The following is a 19150-nucleotide window of genomic DNA, read 5'->3' as shown; positions in this document are numbered from 1 at the left end:
ATGATTTACATTTCTGCGGTGGGCATGATTAACGCCTTGGGCAACGATACCGATGAAATAGCCGCCAACCTGACGCATGGCGTTGCACCCGGCATGCGCCCGCGCACCGGCTGGTTACAGGGGCATCCGCACGCGGTACTTGCTGGCGTGGACGGCGAACTGCCCGCCATTCCGGACGACTTTAGCGCCCACCGTTCGCGCAACAATCAGCTGCTGCTGGCGGCGCTCAGGCAGATCCAGCCGCAGGTGGATGAGGCCATTGCGCGCTACGGTCGCGATCGGGTTGCGGTGGTGCTCGGCACCAGCACGTCCGGTCTGGATGAAGGCGACACACACGTTAACCTGACGCTGAACGGCGAAGAGAGCCATCACTGGCAGTACGCGCAACAAGAACTGGGCGACCCGTCGCGCTTTCTCAGCCACTGGCTGAAGCTGGACGGCCCGGCATTCACCCTCTCCACCGCATGTTCCTCCAGCGCTCGCGCTATCATCAGCGGACGCCGCTTAATTGAATCCGATCTCGTGGACGTCGCCATCGTCGGCGGCGCAGATACCCTGAGCCGGATGCCGATCAACGGCTTCCACAGTCTCGAATCGCTCTCGCCGACGCGCTGTCTGCCGTTTGCCCGCGACCGAAGCGGTATTACTATTGGCGAAGGCGCGGCGCTGATGCTGTTGACCCGCGAGCCACAGCCCATCGCGCTGCTTGGCGTAGGGGAATCCAGCGACGCGCACCATATTTCGGCACCGCACCCGGAGGGCGTTGGGGCCATTCGCGCCATCCAGCAGGCGCTGGACAATGCCGGTCTCACCCCCGAACAGGTGGGTTACATCAATCTGCATGGCACCGCCACGCCGCTGAACGACCAGATCGAATCCAGGGTGGTCAACGCGCTGTTTGGCGAGCGCGTCCCGTGCAGCTCGACCAAACACCTGACTGGCCACACGCTGGGCGCGGCAGGGATTACCGAAGCGGCGCTCAGCATGCTGATGTTGCAGCATGACCTGCCCCTGCCAGTACAGGACTTTAGTCTGTCGCCGCGCGATCCGGCGCTGCCGCCCTGCGGCATCATCGAGCAACCTCAGCCGCTTGAACGCCCGTTTATCTTGTCGAATTCGTTCGCCTTTGGCGGCAATAACGCCAGTATTCTGCTCGGGAGAATGTCATGAGCCACTATTTATCACCCGGCGAATACCTGCCGCACGACGCGCCCATGCTGCTACTCGAAGAGGTGGTTCGCGTGGGCGAAGACACCGCCGTTTGTTGCGTCACGGTGGCGAGCGGCGGCGTTCTCGCACCGTTCCTTGATCCGCAAGGCAATTTACCCGGCTGGTTCGCACTGGAACTGATGGCGCAGACCGTCGGCGTCTGGTCCGGCTGGCACCGCCATCAGCAGGGTCAGGGAGCGATCTCACTCGGGATGGTGCTCGGCGCGCGCGAACTGATTTGCACAGCCGGCGTTCTGCCCGCAGGAAAAACCGTATCCATTACCGTTAAGTTGTTGATGCAGGACGACCGTTTCGGCAGCTTCGAATGCGCGATTACCGCCGACGAAGAGACACTGGCGACAGGCCGCGTTAATACCTTCCAGCCATCGGCAGAAGAACTTCATTCTCTATTTCAACAAGGAGCGTCCGCATGAGTCGTTCAGTTTTAGTTACCGGCGCCAGCAAAGGCATCGGTCGCGCAATCGCCCGACAGTTGGCAGCGGACGGCTTTGTGGTCGGCGTCCACTACCATCGTGATGCACAGGGCGCGCAGGAGACGCTGGATGCCATTCTCGCCGTCGGTGGCGCAGGGCGTCTGCTCAGTTTCGACGTGGCGAACCGCGAGCAGTGCCGCGAAGTACTGGAACAGGATATCGAGGCGTATGGCGCATGGTACGGCGTAGTCAGCAATGCAGGCATTGCCCGCGATGCCGCCTTCCCGGCACTCAGCGACAGTGACTGGGACACGGTGATCCACACTAACCTCGACAGTTTTTATAACGTCATTCAGCCGTGCATCATGCCAATGATCGGCGCGCGCCAGGGCGGTCGGATTATCACCCTGTCGTCGGTGTCCGGCGTAATGGGCAATCGTGGGCAGGTAAACTATAGCGCCGCCAAAGCCGGGATTATCGGCGCCACCAAAGCGCTGGCGATTGAACTTGCGAAACGCAAAATAACCGTCAACTGCATCGCGCCGGGGCTGATCGACACCGGAATGATCGAAATGGAAGAGGCCGCGCTGAAGGAAGCGATGGCGATGATCCCAATGAAACGCATGGGTCAGGCGGACGAAGTCGCCGGGCTTGCCAGCTATTTGATGTCGGATGTGGCGAGCTACGTCACCCGTCAGGTGATTTCCATCAATGGAGGGATGTTATGACACGTCGCGTGGTGATAACGGGCATGGGCGGCGTCACCGCCTTTGGGGAAAACTGGCAGGATGTTTCCGCCAGACTGCGGGCCTATGAAAACGCCGTGCGCAAAATGCCGGAGTGGCAGGTTTATGACGGGCTACATACCCTGCTGGGCGCGCCGATCGATGATTTCACGCTGCCGGAGCATTACACCCGTAAGCGCATCCGTGCGATGGGTCGCGTGTCGTTGATGTCTACCCGCGCCACCGAACTGGCGCTCGAACAGGCTGGACTGATTGGCGACGACGTGCTCACCAACGGGGAAACGGGTATTGCGTATGGCTCATCCACCGGCAGTACTGGCCCGGTGAGCGAATTTGCCACCATGCTGACCGAAAAGCACACCAATAACATTACCGGCACCACCTATGTGCAGATGATGCCGCACACCACCGCCGTCAATACCGGGCTGTTTTTCGGCCTGCGCGGACGCGTGATCCCCACCTCCAGCGCCTGCACGTCCGGCAGCCAGGCGATTGGCTATGCGTGGGAAGCGATTCGCCACGGTTATCAAACCGTGATGGTAGCAGGCGGCGCGGAAGAGTTGTGCCCGTCTGAAGCGGCGGTGTTTGATACGCTGTTCGCCACCAGTCAGCGCAACGATCAACCGAAAACCACGCCGTCGCCGTTCGATGAACAGCGCGATGGGCTGGTGATTGGCGAAGGCGCCGGGACGTTGATCCTTGAAGAACTGGAACACGCCAAAGCACGCGGTGCGACGATTTACGGTGAAATCATCGGGTTTGCCACCAACTGCGACGCCGCGCATATCACCCAGCCGCAACGGGAAACCATGCAAATTTGCATGGAACAGTCGCTGAAAATGGCAGGATTAAACGCGCTGGATATCGGCTATATTTCCGCACACGGCACGGCGACAGATCGTGGCGATATTGCGGAAAGTCAGGCGACTGCCGCAATTTATGGCGATAATGTGCCAATCTCCTCGCTGAAAAGTTATTTTGGGCATACCCTTGGTGCCTGTGGCGCGCTGGAAGCCTGGATGAGTCTGCAAATGATGCGTGAAGGCTGGTTTGCGCCTACGCTAAACTTAAAACAGCCCGACGCCAACTGCGGCGCACTGGATTACATCATGGGTGAAGCCCGCAAGATTGATTGTGAATTCTTACAGAGCAACAACTTTGCGTTTGGCGGCATCAATACGTCCATCATCATTAAACGTTGGTCCTGACATGTATCGGATCGTACTGGGAAAAGTTTCGACACTCAGCGCAGGCGCCTTGCCGTCTGCGTTAACCGATCTGGCGCCGCAGGGTCCGCGACGCGCACGCTGGCTGGCCGGTCGCGTTCTGCTTTCCCACACCCTCTCGCCGCTGCCGGAGATTGTTTACGGCGAACAGGGGAAACCCGCGTTTTCACCCGAGACGTCGCTGTGGTTCAACCTGAGCCATAGCGGTGACGATATCGCCCTGCTGCTGAGCGACGAAGGCGAAGTGGGTTGCGATCTCGAAATCATCCGTCCACGCGCCAACTGGCGCTCGCTGGCAAATGCGGTCTTCAGCCTCGGCGAACATGCCGAAGTGGAAGCGGAACATCCGGATCGGCAGCTCGCCGCCTTCTGGCGCATCTGGACGCAAAAAGAGGCAATCGTGAAACAACGCGGCGGCAGCGCGTGGCAGATCGTCAGCGTCGACAGCACCTTTGACTCCGGGCTTTCGCTGAGCCATTGCCAGCTCGATAACCTGAGCCTGGCCGTCTGCACTCCCACGCCCTTTACCCTGACCGCAGACGCGGTGCAGTGGCTGGAAACGGTCTGACATCGCAAACATACGATTTTCGTATAATTCGCGTGTTTGACCGCTCTTCTCTTGATCCAGAACACGTCAAAAGTATGATGATTCTTTAGAATCGTCATACTCATAAAGTCGTACCTCTACATCATTCGGGATCACCATTTTGTCCAGACTACGCCGCACACTTTTTGCGCTGCTGGCCTGTGCGTCATTCCTTACGCACGCCGCTGCCACTGATGAAATTACGACCGCCTGGCCGGTCAACGTTGGGCCGCTTAACCCTCATCTGTATACCCCTAACCAAATGTTCGCCCAGAGCATGGTCTATGAGCCGCTGGTAAAGTATCAGGCAGACGGTTCGGTCATTCCGTGGCTGGCAAAAAGCTGGACCCACTCAGCGGATGGCAAAACCTGGACGTTTACCCTGCGTGATGATGTGACCTTCTCAAATGGTGAAGCGTTCGACGCCCATGCGGCGGCGGAAAACTTCCGCGTGGTGCTCGATAACCGCCAGCGTCACGCCTGGCTGGAACTGGTCAATCAGATCGTCGATGTGAAAGCGCTCGACAAAAACCAGCTCCAAATCACCCTGAAAAGTGCCTATTACCCGTTCCTGCAAGAGCTGGCGCTGCCGCGCCCGTTCCGGTTTATCGCGCCGTCGCAATTTAAAGACAACGAAACGATGCGCGGTATTAAAGCGCCGATTGGCACGGGGCCGTGGGTACTGAAAGCGTCGAAGCTCAATCAGTACGATGTGCTGGTACGCAACGATCGCTACTGGGGTGAAAAACCACAGATTCAAAAAATTACCGTCAAAGTGATCCCGGATCCGACGACCCGCGCTGTCGCGTTTGAAACGGGCGACATCGACCTGTTATACGGTAACGAAGGGTTGTTGCCGCTCGATACCTTCGCCCGTTTCAGTCAGAACCCGAACTACCGTACCCAGCTTTCTCAGCCGATTGAAACGGTAATGCTGGCACTCAACTCAGCAAAAGCACCGACCAATGAGCTGGCGGTACGTGAAGCGCTGAACTATGCGGTGAACAAGAAATCATTGATCGACAATGCGCTGTACGGCACGCAGCAGGTCGCCGACACGCTGTTTGCACCTACCGTTCCTTATGCCAACGTTGGCCTGAAGCCACGTCAGTACGACCCGCAGCAGGCGAAAGATCTGCTTGAAAAAGCCGGCTGGACGCTCCCCGCCGGCAAAGATATTCGTGAGAAAAACGGTCAACCCCTACGCATTGAGCTGTCATTCATTGGCACCGACGCGCTGAGCAAATCGATGGCGGAAATTATTCAGGCCGATATGCGCCAGATTGGCGTTGATGTTGCACTTATTGGCGAAGAAGAGAGCAGTATTTATGCCCGCCAGCGCGACGGACGCTTCGGAATGATCTTCAACCGCACCTGGGGCGCGCCGTACGATCCGCACGCCTTTATGAGTTCGATGCGCGTGCCGTCACATGCGGATTACCAGGCTCAGCAGGGGTTAGCTGACAAAGCGTTAATTGATAAAGAGATTGGTGAAGTACTGGAAACCACCGACGACACCCAGCGTCAGGCGCTGTACAAAGACATCCTGACCCGTCTGCACAACGACGCGGTCTATCTGCCCATCAGCTATGTCTCGATGATGGTGGTCGCCAGACCTGAACTGGGCACAATTCCGTATGCGCCTATCGCCTCTGAAATCCCGTTTGAACAGATTAAACCGGTGAAACCCTGATGTTGCGTTATGTACTGCGGCGCATTCTGCTGCTGATTCCGATGATTTTCGCCGCCTCGGTGATTATCTTTCTGATGCTGCGCCTGGGCACCGGCGACCCGGCGCTCGACTATCTGCGCTTATCGAACCTGCCGCCGACGCCGGAAATGGTGGCCTCAACCCGCGTGATGCTGGGCCTTGATCAGCCGCTTGTCGTGCAGTACGGCACCTGGCTGTGGAAGGCGCTGCATCTGGATTTTGGCATCTCGTTCGCCACCCAGCGCCCGGTGCTGGATGACATGCTGAATTTCCTGCCCGCGACGCTGGAGCTGGCGGGCGCGGCGCTGGTGCTGATCCTGCTGACTTCCGTGCCGCTCGGTATCTGGGCGGCGCGTCACCGCGACCGTCTGCCGGATTTCGTCGTGCGACTGATTGCCTTCCTCGGCGTGTCGATGCCGAACTTCTGGCTCGCCTTCCTGTTGGTGATGTTCTTTTCGGTCTGGCTGCAATGGCTGCCCGCAATGGGCTACGGCGGCTGGCAGCATCTTATTTTACCCGCGGTGTCGATCGCCTTTATGTCCCTGGCGATCAACGCCCGACTTCTGCGCGCCAGCATGTTAGAAGTCGCCGGGCAGCGTCACGTCACCTGGGCGCGTTTGCGCGGGTTGAACGACAAACAAACCGAGCGCCGCCATATTTTGCGTAATGCGTCGCTGCCGGTCGTCACCGCGGTCGGGATGCACATCGGCGAACTGATTGGCGGGACGATGATTATCGAGAACATCTTTGCCTGGCCGGGCGTCGGGCGCTATGCCGTGTCGGCGATATTTAACCGCGACTACCCGGTGATTCAGTGCTTTACGCTGATGATGGTGGTGGTCTTCGTGGTCTGTAACCTGATTGTTGATCTGCTGAACGCCGCGCTGGACCCACGCATTCGTCGTCATGAAGGAGCGCACTCGTGAACTTTTTCCTCTCTTCACGCTGGTCGGTTCGTCTGGCCATGATTGTCATCGCCCTGCTGGCGGTGATTGCGCTGACCAGCCAGTGGTGGCTGCCGTATGATCCGCAAGCGATCGATTTACCCTCGCGCCTGTTGGCCCCGGACAGCCAGCACTGGCTGGGTACGGACCATCTGGGACGCGACATTTTCTCTCGCCTGCTGGCGGCGACCCGCGTGTCGCTGGGTTCGGTGATGGCCTGTCTGCTGCTCGTGCTGGCGCTGGGACTGATTGTTGGCGGCAGCGCTGGACTGCTGGGTGGTCGTGTCGATCAAGCCACCATGCGCGTCGCCGATATGTTTATGACCTTCCCGACCTCCATTCTGTCGTTCTTCATGGTCGGCGTGTTGGGCACGGGACTCACCAACGTGATTATCGCCATCGCCCTGTCACACTGGGCGTGGTATGCGCGGATGGTGCGCAGCCTGGTCATCTCTCTGCGTCAGCGCGAGTTTGTTCTCGCATCACGGCTTTCCGGCGCAGGTCATGTCCGGGTATTCATCGACCATCTGGCCGGGGCGGTGATCCCGTCTTTGCTGGTGCTGGCCACGCTGGATATTGGACATATGATGCTGCACGTTGCCGGGATGTCTTTCCTCGGCCTTGGCGTGACAGCACCGACGGCGGAATGGGGGGTGATGATTAACGACGCCCGCCAGTATATCTGGACTCAGCCGCTGCAAATGTTCTGGCCGGGGCTGGCGCTGTTTATCACCGTGATGGCCTTCAACATGGTGGGTGACGCCCTGCGCGATCACCTGGATCCTCATCTGATCACGGAGCATGCCCACTGATGCCACAGCACATTGAACTGCAAAACATCGCTTTAGTGGCCGATCGCCCGCTGGTGCACGGTGTGTCGTTAACGCTCAAACGCGGACGTGTGCTGGCGCTGGTGGGTGGCAGCGGTAGCGGTAAATCATTGACCTGCGCGGCGGCGCTTGGGATTTTGCCCGCTGGTGTGCGCCAGACAAACGGAACGCTGCTCGCTGACGGCAAACCGGTGTCGCCTCGATCCCTGCGTGGGTTCAAAATTGCCACCATTATGCAAAATCCGCGCAGCGCGTTTAATCCCCTGCATACGATGGCGACCCACGCACGGGAAACCTGTCAGGCGTTGGGTAAACCGGCAGATGACGCCACGCTCGTCAACGCCCTGCAAGCCGTGGGCCTGGAGCAGGCCGATCGCGTGCTGAAGCTCTACCCGTTCGAGATGAGCGGCGGCATGCTACAACGCATGATGATCGCGATGGCGGTACTGTCCGATGCGCCGTTTATCGTCGCCGATGAGCCGACCACCGATCTGGATGTGGTGGCACAGGCGCGCATCCTCGATCTGCTGGAGAGCATTATGCAGAGCCGGGCACCGGGCATGCTGTTGGTGACTCACGATATGGGTGTGGTCGCGCGACTGGCCGACGATGTGGCAGTGATGGATAACGGAAACATCGTCGAACAGGGTGACGTGGAAACCCTGTTCAGGACACCCCAACACGCCATCACCCGCGGTCTGGTGTCGGCACATCTCGCTCTGTACGGTATGGAGTTAGCCTCATGACTTTACTCAGCGTCACAGACCTTTCTCATCAGTACGCCCACGCCAGCCTGGGCGGAAAACATCAGCATCAGCAGGTGCTGAAAGCGGTCTCTTTGCATCTGAAAAGCGGCGAAACCGTTGCCCTGTTAGGGCGCAGCGGCTGCGGAAAAAGCACGTTAGCGCGTCTGCTGGTCGGTCTGGAATCGCCCAGTCAGGGAAGCGTAAGCTGGCGCGGTGAACCGCTGGCAAAACTGAACCGGGTTAAACAAAAGGCGTTTCGCCGCGATATCCAGATGGTCTTTCAGGATTCCATTAGCGCAGTGAATCCGCGTAAAACCGTCTGTGAGATCCTGCGTGAGCCGATGCGTCATTTACTCTCGTTGTCCAAAGCCGAACAGCTGGCGCGGGTACGCGAGATGCTTCACGCCGTCGATCTGGATGAAAACCTGCTGGATAAACGTCCGCCACAGCTCAGCGGCGGTCAGCTCCAGCGCGTCTGTCTGGCCCGCGCACTGGTGGTAGAGCCGAAACTGTTGATTCTCGATGAAGCGGTGTCGAATCTCGATCTGGTGTTGCAGGCAGGCGTCATTCGTCTGCTCAAAAAAATACAGCAGCAGTTTGGTACCGCCTGCCTGTTTATCACCCACGATCTGCGGCTGGTGGAACGATTTTGCCATCGTGTGATGGTGATGGAGGACGGGCAGATCGTTGAGACACAGACTGTGGGTGAGGCATTAACCTTTTCCTCCGAGGCCGGTCGTGTGCTACAAAAGGCGGTACTCCCCGCATATCCCGTGCGCCGTCGCGCCATTTCGTAAGGTTGATATCTGATGCAACGAGTCACCATCACGCTTGATGACGATTTACTGGAAACGCTGGATAGCCTGAGCCAGCGCCGTGGTTACAACAACCGCTCCGAAGCCATTCGTGACATTCTGCGCGGCGCGCTGGCGCAGGAAACCACGCAAGAGCACGGCACCCAGGGCTTTGCGGTGCTCTCCTACGTGTATGAACATGAGAAGCGTGATTTAGCCAGTCGCATTGTCTCAACGCAGCACCATCACCATGATTTGTCCGTCGCCACACTGCATGTGCATATCAACCATGACGACTGTCTGGAGATTGCCGTCCTGAAAGGCGACATGGGCGATGTTCAACATTTTGCCGATGATGTTATCGCCCAGCGCGGTGTGCGCCACGGCCATTTGCAGTGTTTGCCGAAGGAAGAGTAAGACTCAACGATGCCGCCGGGGGCGCTACGCTTGCCCGGCCTGCCTTTGCACTCCCGTAGGCCGGATAAGACATCGTCGCCATCCGGCATCTGATTACGCCATCGTGCCAATCGTCTTTCTGAACCGCAGCAATGCGATCAGGAAGAACGCCGAGCCAATGGCGAGAAGCGTCAGAAACTGCGGCCAGACAATGCTGAACCCGGCGCCGCGATAGAGTATGGCCTGCGCAAGGCTGACGAAGTGGGTAGTCGGCATCGTCAGCATGATGTCCTGCACCGCCTGCGGCATGCTTTCGCGCGGCGTGGAGCCGCCGGAAAGCATTTGCAGAGGCAAAAGCACCAGAATCATCAACAGCCCCAGTTGCGGCATGGAGCGCGCCAGCGTACCCATAAAAATGCCGATCGACGTGGTGGCGAACAGACTCAGCGCCACACCCAACATGAACAGCGGAATGGACCCTTCAACTGGCACGCCGAGCGCCCCTTTCACCATCAACATCAGCGACAGCCCCGAGACTACCAGCACCACCAGTCCCATTGACCAGACTTTCGCCATCATGATCTCAAACGGGGTGATCGGCATCACCAGCAGGTGTTCCACCGTACCGTGTTCACGTTCGCGTATCAGCGCCGAACCGGTCAGCACAATCGCCAGCATGGTGATGTTATTGATGATCGCCATCACCCCGCCAAACCACGCCGGATCGAGGTTCGGGTTGAAGCGCATTCGGGTCTCCAGCGAAACCAGCGGTTCACTGTTATCGCGATAACGCGCGACAAAACTGTTCACTTCACCGCTGATGATATTCTGGATGTAGCTGTTGCCAGTGAACGCCTGGCTCATGCGCGTGGCGTCAACATTCACCTGAATATCGGGTTGCCTTCCGGCCAGCACGTCCCGTTGAAAGTTTGGCGGAATATTGACCGCAAAGGTATAGCGACCCGCATCCAGCCCGGCATCCATCTCATCGGCGGTGATCATCTCCGGCGGTAAAAACCACGGACGGTAGAAGCTGTTGACGATACGATTCGAGAGTTGAGACTGGTCCATATCGGCAATGGCAATCGGCGCGAGATGCAGCGACCCCGGCAGCACGGTCGCGGAGGAGTACACCGAGACGGTAAAGGCAAACACGATCAGCGTCAGCATCGCCTTATCGCCCAACAGACTGCGCAACTCCTTGATGCCTAAATTATAAATATTGCGTAGTCGGCGCATCACCCCTCCTGTTTTTTCAGCAACAGCACGCTCAGCCCCATCACCACCGGAATGGCGATCAGCAGCGGTACAAACAGCGGCCAGAGATCGGTAAGATCCAATGCTTTCGAGAATGTGCCCCGGGCGATCGTCAGGAAATGGCTGGTTGGATAGATCTCGCCGATCCACCGTCCCGGTCCTTCCAGCGACGCCACCGGATCGATCATCCCGGAGAACTGCGTCGCCGGGATCAGGGTAATGATGGACGTGCCAAAAATTGCCGCAATCTGACTCTTCATGAACGTGGAGATCAGCAGCCCCATTCCCGTGGCGATGGTGACATACAATAGCGCGGCCAGGCTGAGCGTGAGGAAACTGCCCTTGTGCGGTACGCCAAACACAAACACCGACAGGGCGCACAGCAGCAGGAAGTTCAGCATCCCCAGCGCGATATACGGCAACTGTTTACCGAGCAAAAATTCACTGCGGGTGGTGGGCGTGACATACAGATTGATGATCGACCCCAGTTCTTTTTCCCGCACCACGCTCAGTGCGCTCAGCATCGACGGGATCATCATCAGCAACAGCGGAATGACCGCCGGAACAATCGCTGGCAGGCTTTTCACATCCGGGTTGTAGCGATAGCGTGTTTCAATGGTCATGAGTCCACTCTGCCCTACTGGCATCGGCTGGCGGCTCGCCACGTCCTGTAGCCAGCTCTGGTGCATCGCCTGCACGTAGCCTTTTACCGTCTCGGCACGGCTGGGCATGGCGCCATCCACCCAGACGCCAATCTCCACCGGCGTCCCGCGCGCAATGTCACGACCAAAGTTAGGTGGGATTTCGATGGCTACTGCCACCTCGCCGGAACGCATCCGCCGGTCGAGATCGTCATAGCTGGTCAACGGCGGTTGTTCAATGAAGTAGCGTGAGCCTGCCAGATTCAATGACCAGGCCTGGCTGCTGACGGTTTGATCGCGATCGAGCACGGCAAAACGCAGGTTTTCGACGTCCATACTGATGCCGTAACCCATGATCAGCATCAGGATCACCGTGCCCAGCAGCGCCAGCGTCGAACGCACCGGATCGCGCCTCAGTTCCAGCGCTTCGCGACGACTGTAGCTGAACAATCGCCGCAGGCTGAATCCCTGACGCGGTGGCTTCGCCTCTTCATGCTTTGTGTCCACCGGCACAGAGGTTTCAGGCGCCGGGCCCGCAGCCTCCTGGAGCCAGGAGATAAACGCCTCTTCAAGGCTTGTAGCCCCGCGCCGCTCAACCAGTTCCTGCGGCGTACCGCTGGCGAGCACTTTTCCGGCATGCATTAACGACATACGGTCACAGCGCTCAGCTTCGTTCATAAAGTGAGTGGAGATAAAAATGGTCACTTTGTCCTGACGCGACAAATCGACCATCAATTGCCAGAACATGTCCCTCGCCACCGGGTCAACGCCGGAGGTCGGTTCGTCGAGGATCAACATTTCCGGGCGATGGATCACCGCCACTGCCAGCGACAGCCGCTGGCGAATGCCAAGCGGGAGCGACTCGGGCAACGAATCCTCAACCTCCGCCAGCATAAAACGTTCGCTCATCTCCTGAACGCGCCGGGGGATTTCCGCTTCGGGGATGTGAAACAACCGGGCGTGGAGTTCCAGGTTTTGTCGAACGGTCAGCTCGCTGTACAGCGAAAACGCCTGCGACATGTAGCCCACCCGGCGGCGGGTGTCGATATCCTTCGGGTCGACTGGTTGACCGAACAGCCAGGCCTCCCCTTCACTGGCAGGCAGCAGCCCGGTCAGCATCTTCATGGTGGTCGATTTACCGCAGCCGTTGGAACCGAGGAAGCCAAAGATCTCCCCACGCGGGATGCGGAAGTTGACGTGATCGACGGCGACAAAATTGCCAAAGCGCATGGTCAGGTCTTTTGCCTCAATGGCAATGTCTTCCTGCTCTGCGTGATACGGCGGAATCACCACCGGCTGATACGCCTGCCGCTGCGCCTGTGGTAACAGGGCGATAAACGCCTGCTCCAGCGTCGCGCTGGCGGTTTTATCGCGGAGTTCCTGCGCGCTGCCGGTCGCCAGCACCTCGCCTGCGTTCATCGCCACCAGCCAGTCGAAACGCTCGGCCTCTTCCATATACGCCGTCGCCACCAGCACACTCATGTTGGTCTGCCGCTGACGAATATTCTCTATCAGATCCCAGAACTGGGCGCGAGACAGGGGATCAACACCGGTGGTCGGTTCATCCAGTATCAATAATTCCGGGTCATGGATCAGCGCACAGCACAGACCCAACTTCTGTTTCATCCCGCCCGAGAGTTTCCCCGCCGGACGATCGCGAAACGGCGCCAGACCGGTGCTGTTCAGTAACTCCGTAATCCGCGCTTCGCGCTCGGCTTTGTCATGACCGAACAAACGGGCGAAGAAGTCGACGTTCTCATACACCGACAACGTGTGATACAGGTTTTTTCCCAGGCCCTGCGGCATCCACGCAATACGCGGGCAGACGTCACGACGGTGTTTCGGATCGCGCATATCGCCGCCCAACACCATGACGTTGCCTTGCTCAATCACCCGGGCACCGGAAATGAGCGACAGCAGGCTTGATTTCCCCACGCCGTCGGGGCCGATCAACCCCACCATGCAGCGCGCGGGGATATCCAGCGTGATGTTATTCAGCGCCACCGTGGTCCCGTAATGCTGACTCACGCCGTCAAGGTGCGCCACGGGAGGAACGGGAACCAGCGCCAGAGCGGTCATTGCGGCAACCTCACCGCCAGCGAGTCAGGCCAGGGAAGCTGTTCGTTTAGTCTCACCCACGCCATGCCTGGCAAGCCGGTTTTGACATATTCCAGATGCTGCTGGAGTAATTCAGGGGGGATCCGCGCCTTGACGCGAAACATCAGCTTCAAGCGCTCATCGCTGGTTTCAACGGTTTTCGGCGTGAACTGCGCGACGCTGGCGACAAAACTGATCGTGGCGGGAATACGCAGGTCCGGCGCGGCATCAAGCACCAGACGGGCTTCACCGCCAATTTTCAGCAGACCTGCTTGTTCGGTGGGCAGAAAGAATGTCATGTAAACATCGCTGAGATCGACCATATTCAGCACCCGACCGCCCGCCGCCAGTACTTCTCCCGGCTCCGCCACGCGGTACTGAACCCGGCCATCACGCGGGGCTTTAAGCTCGCTGTCTTCGATATCCGCGACAATCCGCCGTTCGGTCGCCTGCGCGGCGTCGACGCGGGTTTGCGCCTGGATAATGCTGGTGCGCGCGGCTTCAATCGCTGCTTTCGTCGCAGAGACCTGCGCCTTTGCCGACTCCAGCGCCGCGCGTGCGCTTTCCGCGGCGGCACGATCGTCATCCAGTTGTTGCGCCGAGACCGCGCCACGCTGGGAGAGCGAGCGGGAACGGACGTGACGTTTGGAGACGGAATCCAGCTCGGCTTCACGCTGTTTCACTACCGACTGGGCAGCGCGGGTTTCGCTTTGCCGCTGTTCGAGCAGCGCCCGTGCAGCCGCCACGGCGCTTTCGGCCTCTTTGATTTGTGCGATGGCTTCCAGCCGTTGCTCCTGCAACACGCGGGTATCCATCTTCGCCAGCACTTCGCCCTGGCGAACGAACTGCCCCTCCGTCACGAGGATGGTATCAATACGTCCGGCGATTTTGGTGGCAATGTCCACTTCCGTCGCCTCGATTCTGCCGTTGCTGGCAGCAAAACCGTCCGGTACGCCTGCGGGCCGTAGACCCCACCACACGCCAGCAGCGATCACCACCAGTGCGCCCACAACCCACCACGTCAGATGACGTTTAATGTTGTTCATAATCGACCCGCCATAATCCCTGTTAGAAAACAATGCGTGTCACAAAACCCCACTGAACGGGCGTTCAGCGGTATCTTCCCTCCGGGATGAGAAGGAAAAAGTGAGAGTAGCCGGGCGGCGTACAGACGTCATGACTGCGCTCGCCGTGAAGGAAAGTGAATGACAGAGAAGTGCGAAAAACGGGTAGTAATGTTGTCATCATCAGCGTTCCTGGCCGTAAATGAAACACGCATACTCATAGCTAGTATCAATGGAATACTAGCATCATTATGGGTGATGTCTATTCGCTTATGGTTGGTAATGATATACAGGGTGAATGACTTTACTCCCCGGCAAGATCCTGCGCACATGCCCAGGCGCTGGACCACGCCCACTGGAAGTTATAACCGCCCAGCCAGCCGGTGACGTCCATCACTTCGCCGATAAAGTAAAGACCCGGCACCTTGCGCGCTTCCATGGTACGTGACGACAGTTCGTGGGTGTCTACCCCGCCAAGCGTCACTTCTGCCGTGCGATAGCCTTCAGTGCCGTTCGGCTGTACGCGCCAGTCGGTCAACGTGTCGATCAGCGTCTGCTGGTCGCGCACGTTGAGCTGTTTGAGCGAGACGTCAGGGATCTGCCCGAGCTGTTGCAGGCACTCGACCAGACGCTTCGGCAGCAGCATCGCCAGCGTATTCTTCAGGCTTTGATTCGGATGGGCGCTGCGCTGTTCGTTCAGGACGTCATTCAGACTGACATCTGGCAGTAAATTAATGCTGACAAATTCGCCTGGCTGCCAGAAGCTGGAAATTTGTAAAACCGCAGGACCAGAAAGGCCGCGATGGGTAAAGAGCAGATTTTCACGAAAGACGGTACCGTCCTGCGCGGTGATGACCGACGGAACGGAAACGCCAGACAGCACCTGAAGCTGCTCCAGTAGCGGTTTGTGCAGGGTAAACGGCACCAGCCCGGCGCGGGTTGGCAGAACGTTCAGACCAAACTGTTCGGCAATTTTATAGCCAAACGGTGACGCGCCCAGACCGGGCATCGACAGTCCGCCGGAGGCAATCACCAGCTTTTTCGCACCGACAGCCGCCCCGTTCAGCGCCAGCGTAAAACCGTCGTCATCCCGCGCAACGCTCAGCACTTCACTGCGTAAGCGCAGGGTAACATTGCCTTTTTCACACTCCGCCACCAGCATATCGACGATTTGCTGCGCGGAGTCATCGCAAAAAAGTTGCCCGAGCGTTTTTTCATGCCAGGCGATGCCGTGCTTACTGACGAGATCGATAAAGTCCCACTGGGTATAGCGCGCCAGCGCAGATTTGCAAAAATACGGGTTTTGGCTTAAATAAGCCGCTGGCTCAACATAAAGGTTGGTAAAGTTGCAGCGACCCCCACCGGACATGAGGATCTTACGGCCAGGCTTCTTTCCATTATCAATAAGCAGCACCCGACTGCCGGCCTGTCCTGCCTGTGCTGCACAGAACATACCTGCCGCGCCAGCGCCTATAATAATGGCATCAAACCTTTCCACTTTACGTTCCTCTCTGAATTCAGGGCGTGAATTGTAAAGTTATCTCAGTGGTCGCACCAGCGACAAAATCCTTAGGAAGAAGTATTTATATGAAATATATAAGATAATTCTTTATGGGCACTATTGTATTCAGACGTTAAATCAAAAAAAGTCTATATTTCACTTTGCCCGCGCCGCTAAAGTCACTGATAATGCGCCGCGTTCATGTCCTCAAGATGGCGTAACGTCCTATGCTACATTTGTTTGCTGGCCTGGATTTACATACCGGGCTTTTATTATTGCTTGCTCTGGCTTTTGTGCTGTTCTACGAAGCAATCAACGGCTTCCATGATACAGCCAACGCAGTCGCAACCGTGATCTACACCCGTGCGATGCGTTCGCAACTTGCGGTGGTCATGGCTGCGGTGTTCAACTTCTTTGGTGTGCTGCTGGGCGGTCTCAGCGTAGCCTATGCCATCGTGCATATGTTACCGACCGATCTCCTGCTCAACATGGGATCTTCGCATGGACTTGCGATGGTGTTCTCCATGCTGCTCGCCGCGATCATCTGGAACCTGGGTACCTGGTACTTTGGGTTACCCGCCTCCAGTTCCCACACGCTGATCGGCGCGATTATCGGCATCGGTTTAACCAATGCCCTGATGACCGGCACGTCAGTGGTGGACGCACTCAACATCCCGAAAGTCATCGGTATTTTTGCCTCGCTGATCGTCTCGCCCATCGTTGGCCTGGTGGTTGCAGGCGGCCTGATTTTCCTTCTGCGTCGCTACTGGAGCGGGACTAAAAAACGTGCCCGTATTCACCTCACACCAGCGGAACGTGAAAAGAAAGACGGCAAGAAAAAGCCGCCGTTCTGGACCCGTATCGCCCTGATTCTTTCTGCTATCGGCGTGGCCTTCTCGCATGGCGCGAACGACGGTCAGAAAGGCATTGGTCTGGTCATGCTGGTTCTGATTGGGGTGGCGCCGGCGGGCTTCGTGGTAAATATGAATGCTTCGGGTTATGAAATCACCCGTACCCGTGATGCCATCAACAACGTCGAAATCTACTTCCAGCAGCATCCTGATCTGCTGAAACAGGTGACGGGCGTCGATCAGTTGATTCCGTCTCCGGAACCGGCCGCAACGCAGCCGGCAGAATTCCACTGCCATCCGGCAAACACCCTTAACGCGCTGGATCGCGCGAAGGCGATGTTGTCGAACAATGTGGAAAGCTATGACAAGCTGAGCGTTGAGCAGCGCGGCCAACTGCGTCGCATCATGCTGTGCATTTCCGACACGACCGATAAAGTGACGAAACTGCCGGGCGTGAGCGCTGACGACCAGCGTCTGCTGAAGAAACTGAAAACCGATATGCTGAGCACCATTGAGTATGCGCCAATCTGGATCATCATGGCGGTCGCGCTGGCGCTGGGTATTGGTACCATGATCGGCTGGCGCCGCGTGGCGACCACCATCGGTGAGAAGATTGGTAAAAAAGGCATGACCTATGCTCAGGGGATGTCTGCGCAAATGACGGCAGCTGTCTCTATCGGTCTGGCCAGCTACACCGGGATGCCGGTGTCCACCACCCACGTACTCTCTTCCTCCGTCGCGGGGACGATGGTTGTCGACGGTGGCGGTCTGCAACGTAAAACGGTGACCAGCATTCTGATGGCGTGGGTGTTCACATTACCCGCAGCGATTCTGCTGTCCGGTACCCTGTACTGGATCTCGCTGAAGCTGATTTAAGCGCAAAGAGAAAAGAAATTACCGTAGCAAGCGGGTCAGGAAACTGGCCCGCTTTTTTTTGCTCAGTGCCAAATCAACAGGGCAATAAGACTGACCACCACGAGCCCACATAGCGCGCTGGTCAGAATGAACTGACGACGTACCCGCTCACAGCGGCGGATAAACTCATCATCATGATGATCGCGGTAGCGCTGGGCGTAGATATACCACACCAGGCGTACCTGCTTATTGGGTTGGCCGTGCGAGGTGAAAAAGCCGCCCCCATCAACATACTGATAGAGCAAAGGATCGCAACCACGAAGTACCACGAGCAGCGCGCGTAGCGACGAGAAATAGCGCGCCATATTCACAATGCAAACAACACATAATGCCCAGAATAATGCAACGGTGCTTATCATACGACCTCCCCGGCGACCCGCCCACGGAGCTCCGCTCCGGGACTACCGCTCCCCGAAACTTGCCAGACAGTCAATGAAAAAGTACGACTAAAAACCGCTCGTTTTGAGCTTATCATCAGAGCGGCTCTCTAAATAGTGTAGGAGATCAGTTAATTTTTTTGCCAGAAGGTTAATCACTATCAATGCAATTATCTAAATATTTTGTTTAACTATTTGGTAAGCAAGGCGGATTGACGGATTATCCAAGTCGCTATACTGTAAGGATAGTCTCTACAATTCACTTCATCGCGGCTGAGCTAGCCCCGCGTAGACATATCGCACAGTTCGCAGGACGCGAGTGACGCAAGGTAGAAAAATCGCTAGCTGGCTGGTCATCGACAACTTTATGGAAGGAGTAATACTATGGCTTACAAACATATTCTCATCGCGGTTGATCTTTCTCCGGAAAGCAAAGTTCTGGTAGAAAAAGCCGTCTCTATGGCACGGCCGTACAACGCAAAAGTTTCCCTTATCCACGTTGATGTGAACTACTCTGACCTGTATACCGGCCTGATCGACGTCAATCTGGGCGACATGCAAAAACGCATTTCTGAAGAAACTCACCACGCACTGACCGAACTGTCCACCAACGCAGGCTATCCGATTACCGAAACCCTGAGCGGCAGCGGCGATCTGGGTCAGGTGCTGGTTGACGCCATCAAGAAATACGACATGGACCTGGTCGTTTGCGGTCATCACCAGGACTTCTGGAGCAAACTGATGTCCTCCGCACGCCAGCTGATCAACACTGTTCACGTCGATATGCTGATTGTTCCGCTGCGCGACGAAGAAGAATAAAACATC

The 19150-nt window shown here is 57.4% G+C and carries 18 protein-coding genes; 13 read left to right on the top strand and 5 right to left on the bottom strand.

Features of this window, described 5'->3' with window-relative positions:
* The 11 genes from HVX64_RS01395 to nikR all read left to right on the top strand — a co-directional run bounded on the left by HVX64_RS01395 (window position 1) and on the right by nikR (window position 9643).
* Window positions 1-1170, top strand: coding sequence for a beta-ketoacyl-[acyl-carrier-protein] synthase family protein (locus tag HVX64_RS01395; RefSeq protein WP_044253619.1), 1170 nt, complete (start codon window positions 1-3; stop codon window positions 1168-1170).
* Window positions 1167-1643, top strand: coding sequence for a 3-hydroxy-fatty acyl-ACP dehydratase (locus HVX64_RS01390; protein ID WP_042998507.1), 477 nt, complete (start codon window positions 1167-1169; stop codon window positions 1641-1643). Before HVX64_RS01395 ends, HVX64_RS01390 begins: the two co-directional genes overlap by 4 nt.
* Window positions 1640-2371, top strand: coding sequence for a 3-ketoacyl-ACP reductase FabG2 (locus HVX64_RS01385; protein WP_044253623.1), 732 nt, complete (start codon window positions 1640-1642; stop codon window positions 2369-2371). Before HVX64_RS01390 ends, HVX64_RS01385 begins: the two co-directional genes overlap by 4 nt.
* Window positions 2368-3597, top strand: a complete 1230-nt coding sequence (locus HVX64_RS01380) for a beta-ketoacyl-ACP synthase (protein ID WP_044253626.1) — start codon at window positions 2368-2370, stop codon at window positions 3595-3597. The genes HVX64_RS01385 and HVX64_RS01380 overlap by 4 nt, the downstream gene beginning before the upstream one ends.
* Window position 3598: 1 nt before the next feature.
* Complete coding sequence (gene acpT / locus HVX64_RS01375) at window positions 3599-4183, top strand: 4'-phosphopantetheinyl transferase AcpT (RefSeq protein ID WP_042998510.1); 585 nt, start codon at window positions 3599-3601, stop codon at window positions 4181-4183.
* A gap of 136 nt (window positions 4184-4319) precedes the next feature.
* Window positions 4320-5894: a nickel ABC transporter substrate-binding protein gene (gene nikA / locus HVX64_RS01370; protein WP_044253634.1), complete on the top strand. Its 1575-nt coding sequence runs from the start codon at window positions 4320-4322 to the stop codon at window positions 5892-5894.
* Window positions 5894-6838 carry a nickel ABC transporter permease subunit NikB gene (gene nikB / locus HVX64_RS01365; RefSeq protein ID WP_044253638.1) on the top strand — a complete coding sequence of 315 codons (945 nt, stop codon included), beginning with the start codon at window positions 5894-5896 and terminating at the stop codon, window positions 6836-6838. Before nikA ends, nikB begins: the two co-directional genes overlap by 1 nt.
* Entirely contained in the window at window positions 6835-7668 is an 834-nt protein-coding gene (gene nikC, locus HVX64_RS01360) for a nickel ABC transporter permease subunit NikC (RefSeq protein ID WP_042998516.1), read from the top strand. Before nikB ends, nikC begins: the two co-directional genes overlap by 4 nt.
* Complete coding sequence (gene nikD / locus HVX64_RS01355) at window positions 7668-8432, top strand: nickel import ATP-binding protein NikD (RefSeq protein WP_044253641.1); 765 nt, start codon at window positions 7668-7670, stop codon at window positions 8430-8432. The genes nikC and nikD overlap by 1 nt, the downstream gene beginning before the upstream one ends.
* Window positions 8429-9229 carry a nickel import ATP-binding protein NikE gene (nikE, locus tag HVX64_RS01350; RefSeq protein ID WP_044253644.1) on the top strand — a complete coding sequence of 267 codons (801 nt, stop codon included), beginning with the start codon at window positions 8429-8431 and terminating at the stop codon, window positions 9227-9229. Before nikD ends, nikE begins: the two co-directional genes overlap by 4 nt.
* 12 nt (window positions 9230-9241) lie before the next feature.
* Entirely contained in the window at window positions 9242-9643 is a 402-nt protein-coding gene (gene nikR, locus HVX64_RS01345) for a nickel-responsive transcriptional regulator NikR (protein WP_042323093.1), read from the top strand.
* 93 nt (window positions 9644-9736) lie between these two features.
* On the opposite strand, the gene HVX64_RS01340 is transcribed toward nikR, so the two are convergent.
* The 4 genes from HVX64_RS01340 to HVX64_RS01325 form a co-directional block, all read right to left on the bottom strand.
* Entirely contained in the window at window positions 9737-10861 is a 1125-nt protein-coding gene (locus tag HVX64_RS01340) for an ABC transporter permease (protein WP_181825217.1), read from the bottom strand.
* Window positions 10861-13599 (bottom strand): ribosome-associated ATPase/putative transporter RbbA, encoded by a 2739-nt coding sequence (gene rbbA / locus HVX64_RS01335; RefSeq protein WP_044253651.1) that lies wholly within the window; start codon window positions 13597-13599, stop codon window positions 10861-10863. The genes HVX64_RS01340 and rbbA overlap by 1 nt, the downstream gene beginning before the upstream one ends.
* Window positions 13596-14663, bottom strand: coding sequence for an HlyD family efflux transporter periplasmic adaptor subunit (locus HVX64_RS01330; RefSeq protein WP_044253653.1), 1068 nt, complete (start codon window positions 14661-14663; stop codon window positions 13596-13598). The genes rbbA and HVX64_RS01330 overlap by 4 nt, the downstream gene beginning before the upstream one ends.
* Window positions 14664-14985: 322 nt before the next feature.
* Window positions 14986-16179, bottom strand: coding sequence for an NAD(P)/FAD-dependent oxidoreductase (locus HVX64_RS01325; protein ID WP_181825216.1), 1194 nt, complete (start codon window positions 16177-16179; stop codon window positions 14986-14988).
* A 230-nt stretch (window positions 16180-16409) separates the two neighbouring features.
* Between HVX64_RS01325 and pitA the strand changes: the two genes are divergently transcribed.
* Window positions 16410-17909: an inorganic phosphate transporter PitA gene (gene pitA, locus HVX64_RS01320; RefSeq protein ID WP_042998523.1), complete on the top strand. Its 1500-nt coding sequence runs from the start codon at window positions 16410-16412 to the stop codon at window positions 17907-17909.
* Between the two features lie 62 nt (window positions 17910-17971).
* On the opposite strand, the gene uspB is transcribed toward pitA, so the two are convergent.
* Window positions 17972-18307, bottom strand: coding sequence for a universal stress protein UspB (gene uspB / locus HVX64_RS01315; protein WP_042998524.1), 336 nt, complete (start codon window positions 18305-18307; stop codon window positions 17972-17974).
* Between the two features lie 402 nt (window positions 18308-18709).
* Here uspB and uspA point away from each other — a divergent pair, with 402 nt between their 5' ends.
* Window positions 18710-19144 carry a universal stress protein UspA gene (uspA, locus tag HVX64_RS01310; RefSeq protein ID WP_000323571.1) on the top strand — a complete coding sequence of 145 codons (435 nt, stop codon included), beginning with the start codon at window positions 18710-18712 and terminating at the stop codon, window positions 19142-19144.
* Window positions 19145-19150 lie beyond the last annotated feature (6 nt).

The sequence above is a fragment of the Citrobacter sp. RHB20-C16 genome, from assembly GCF_013890155.1.
Taxonomy (GTDB): domain Bacteria; phylum Pseudomonadota; class Gammaproteobacteria; order Enterobacterales; family Enterobacteriaceae; genus Citrobacter_A; species Citrobacter_A amalonaticus.
This window is presented reverse-complemented; position numbering and strand designations above follow the sequence as displayed.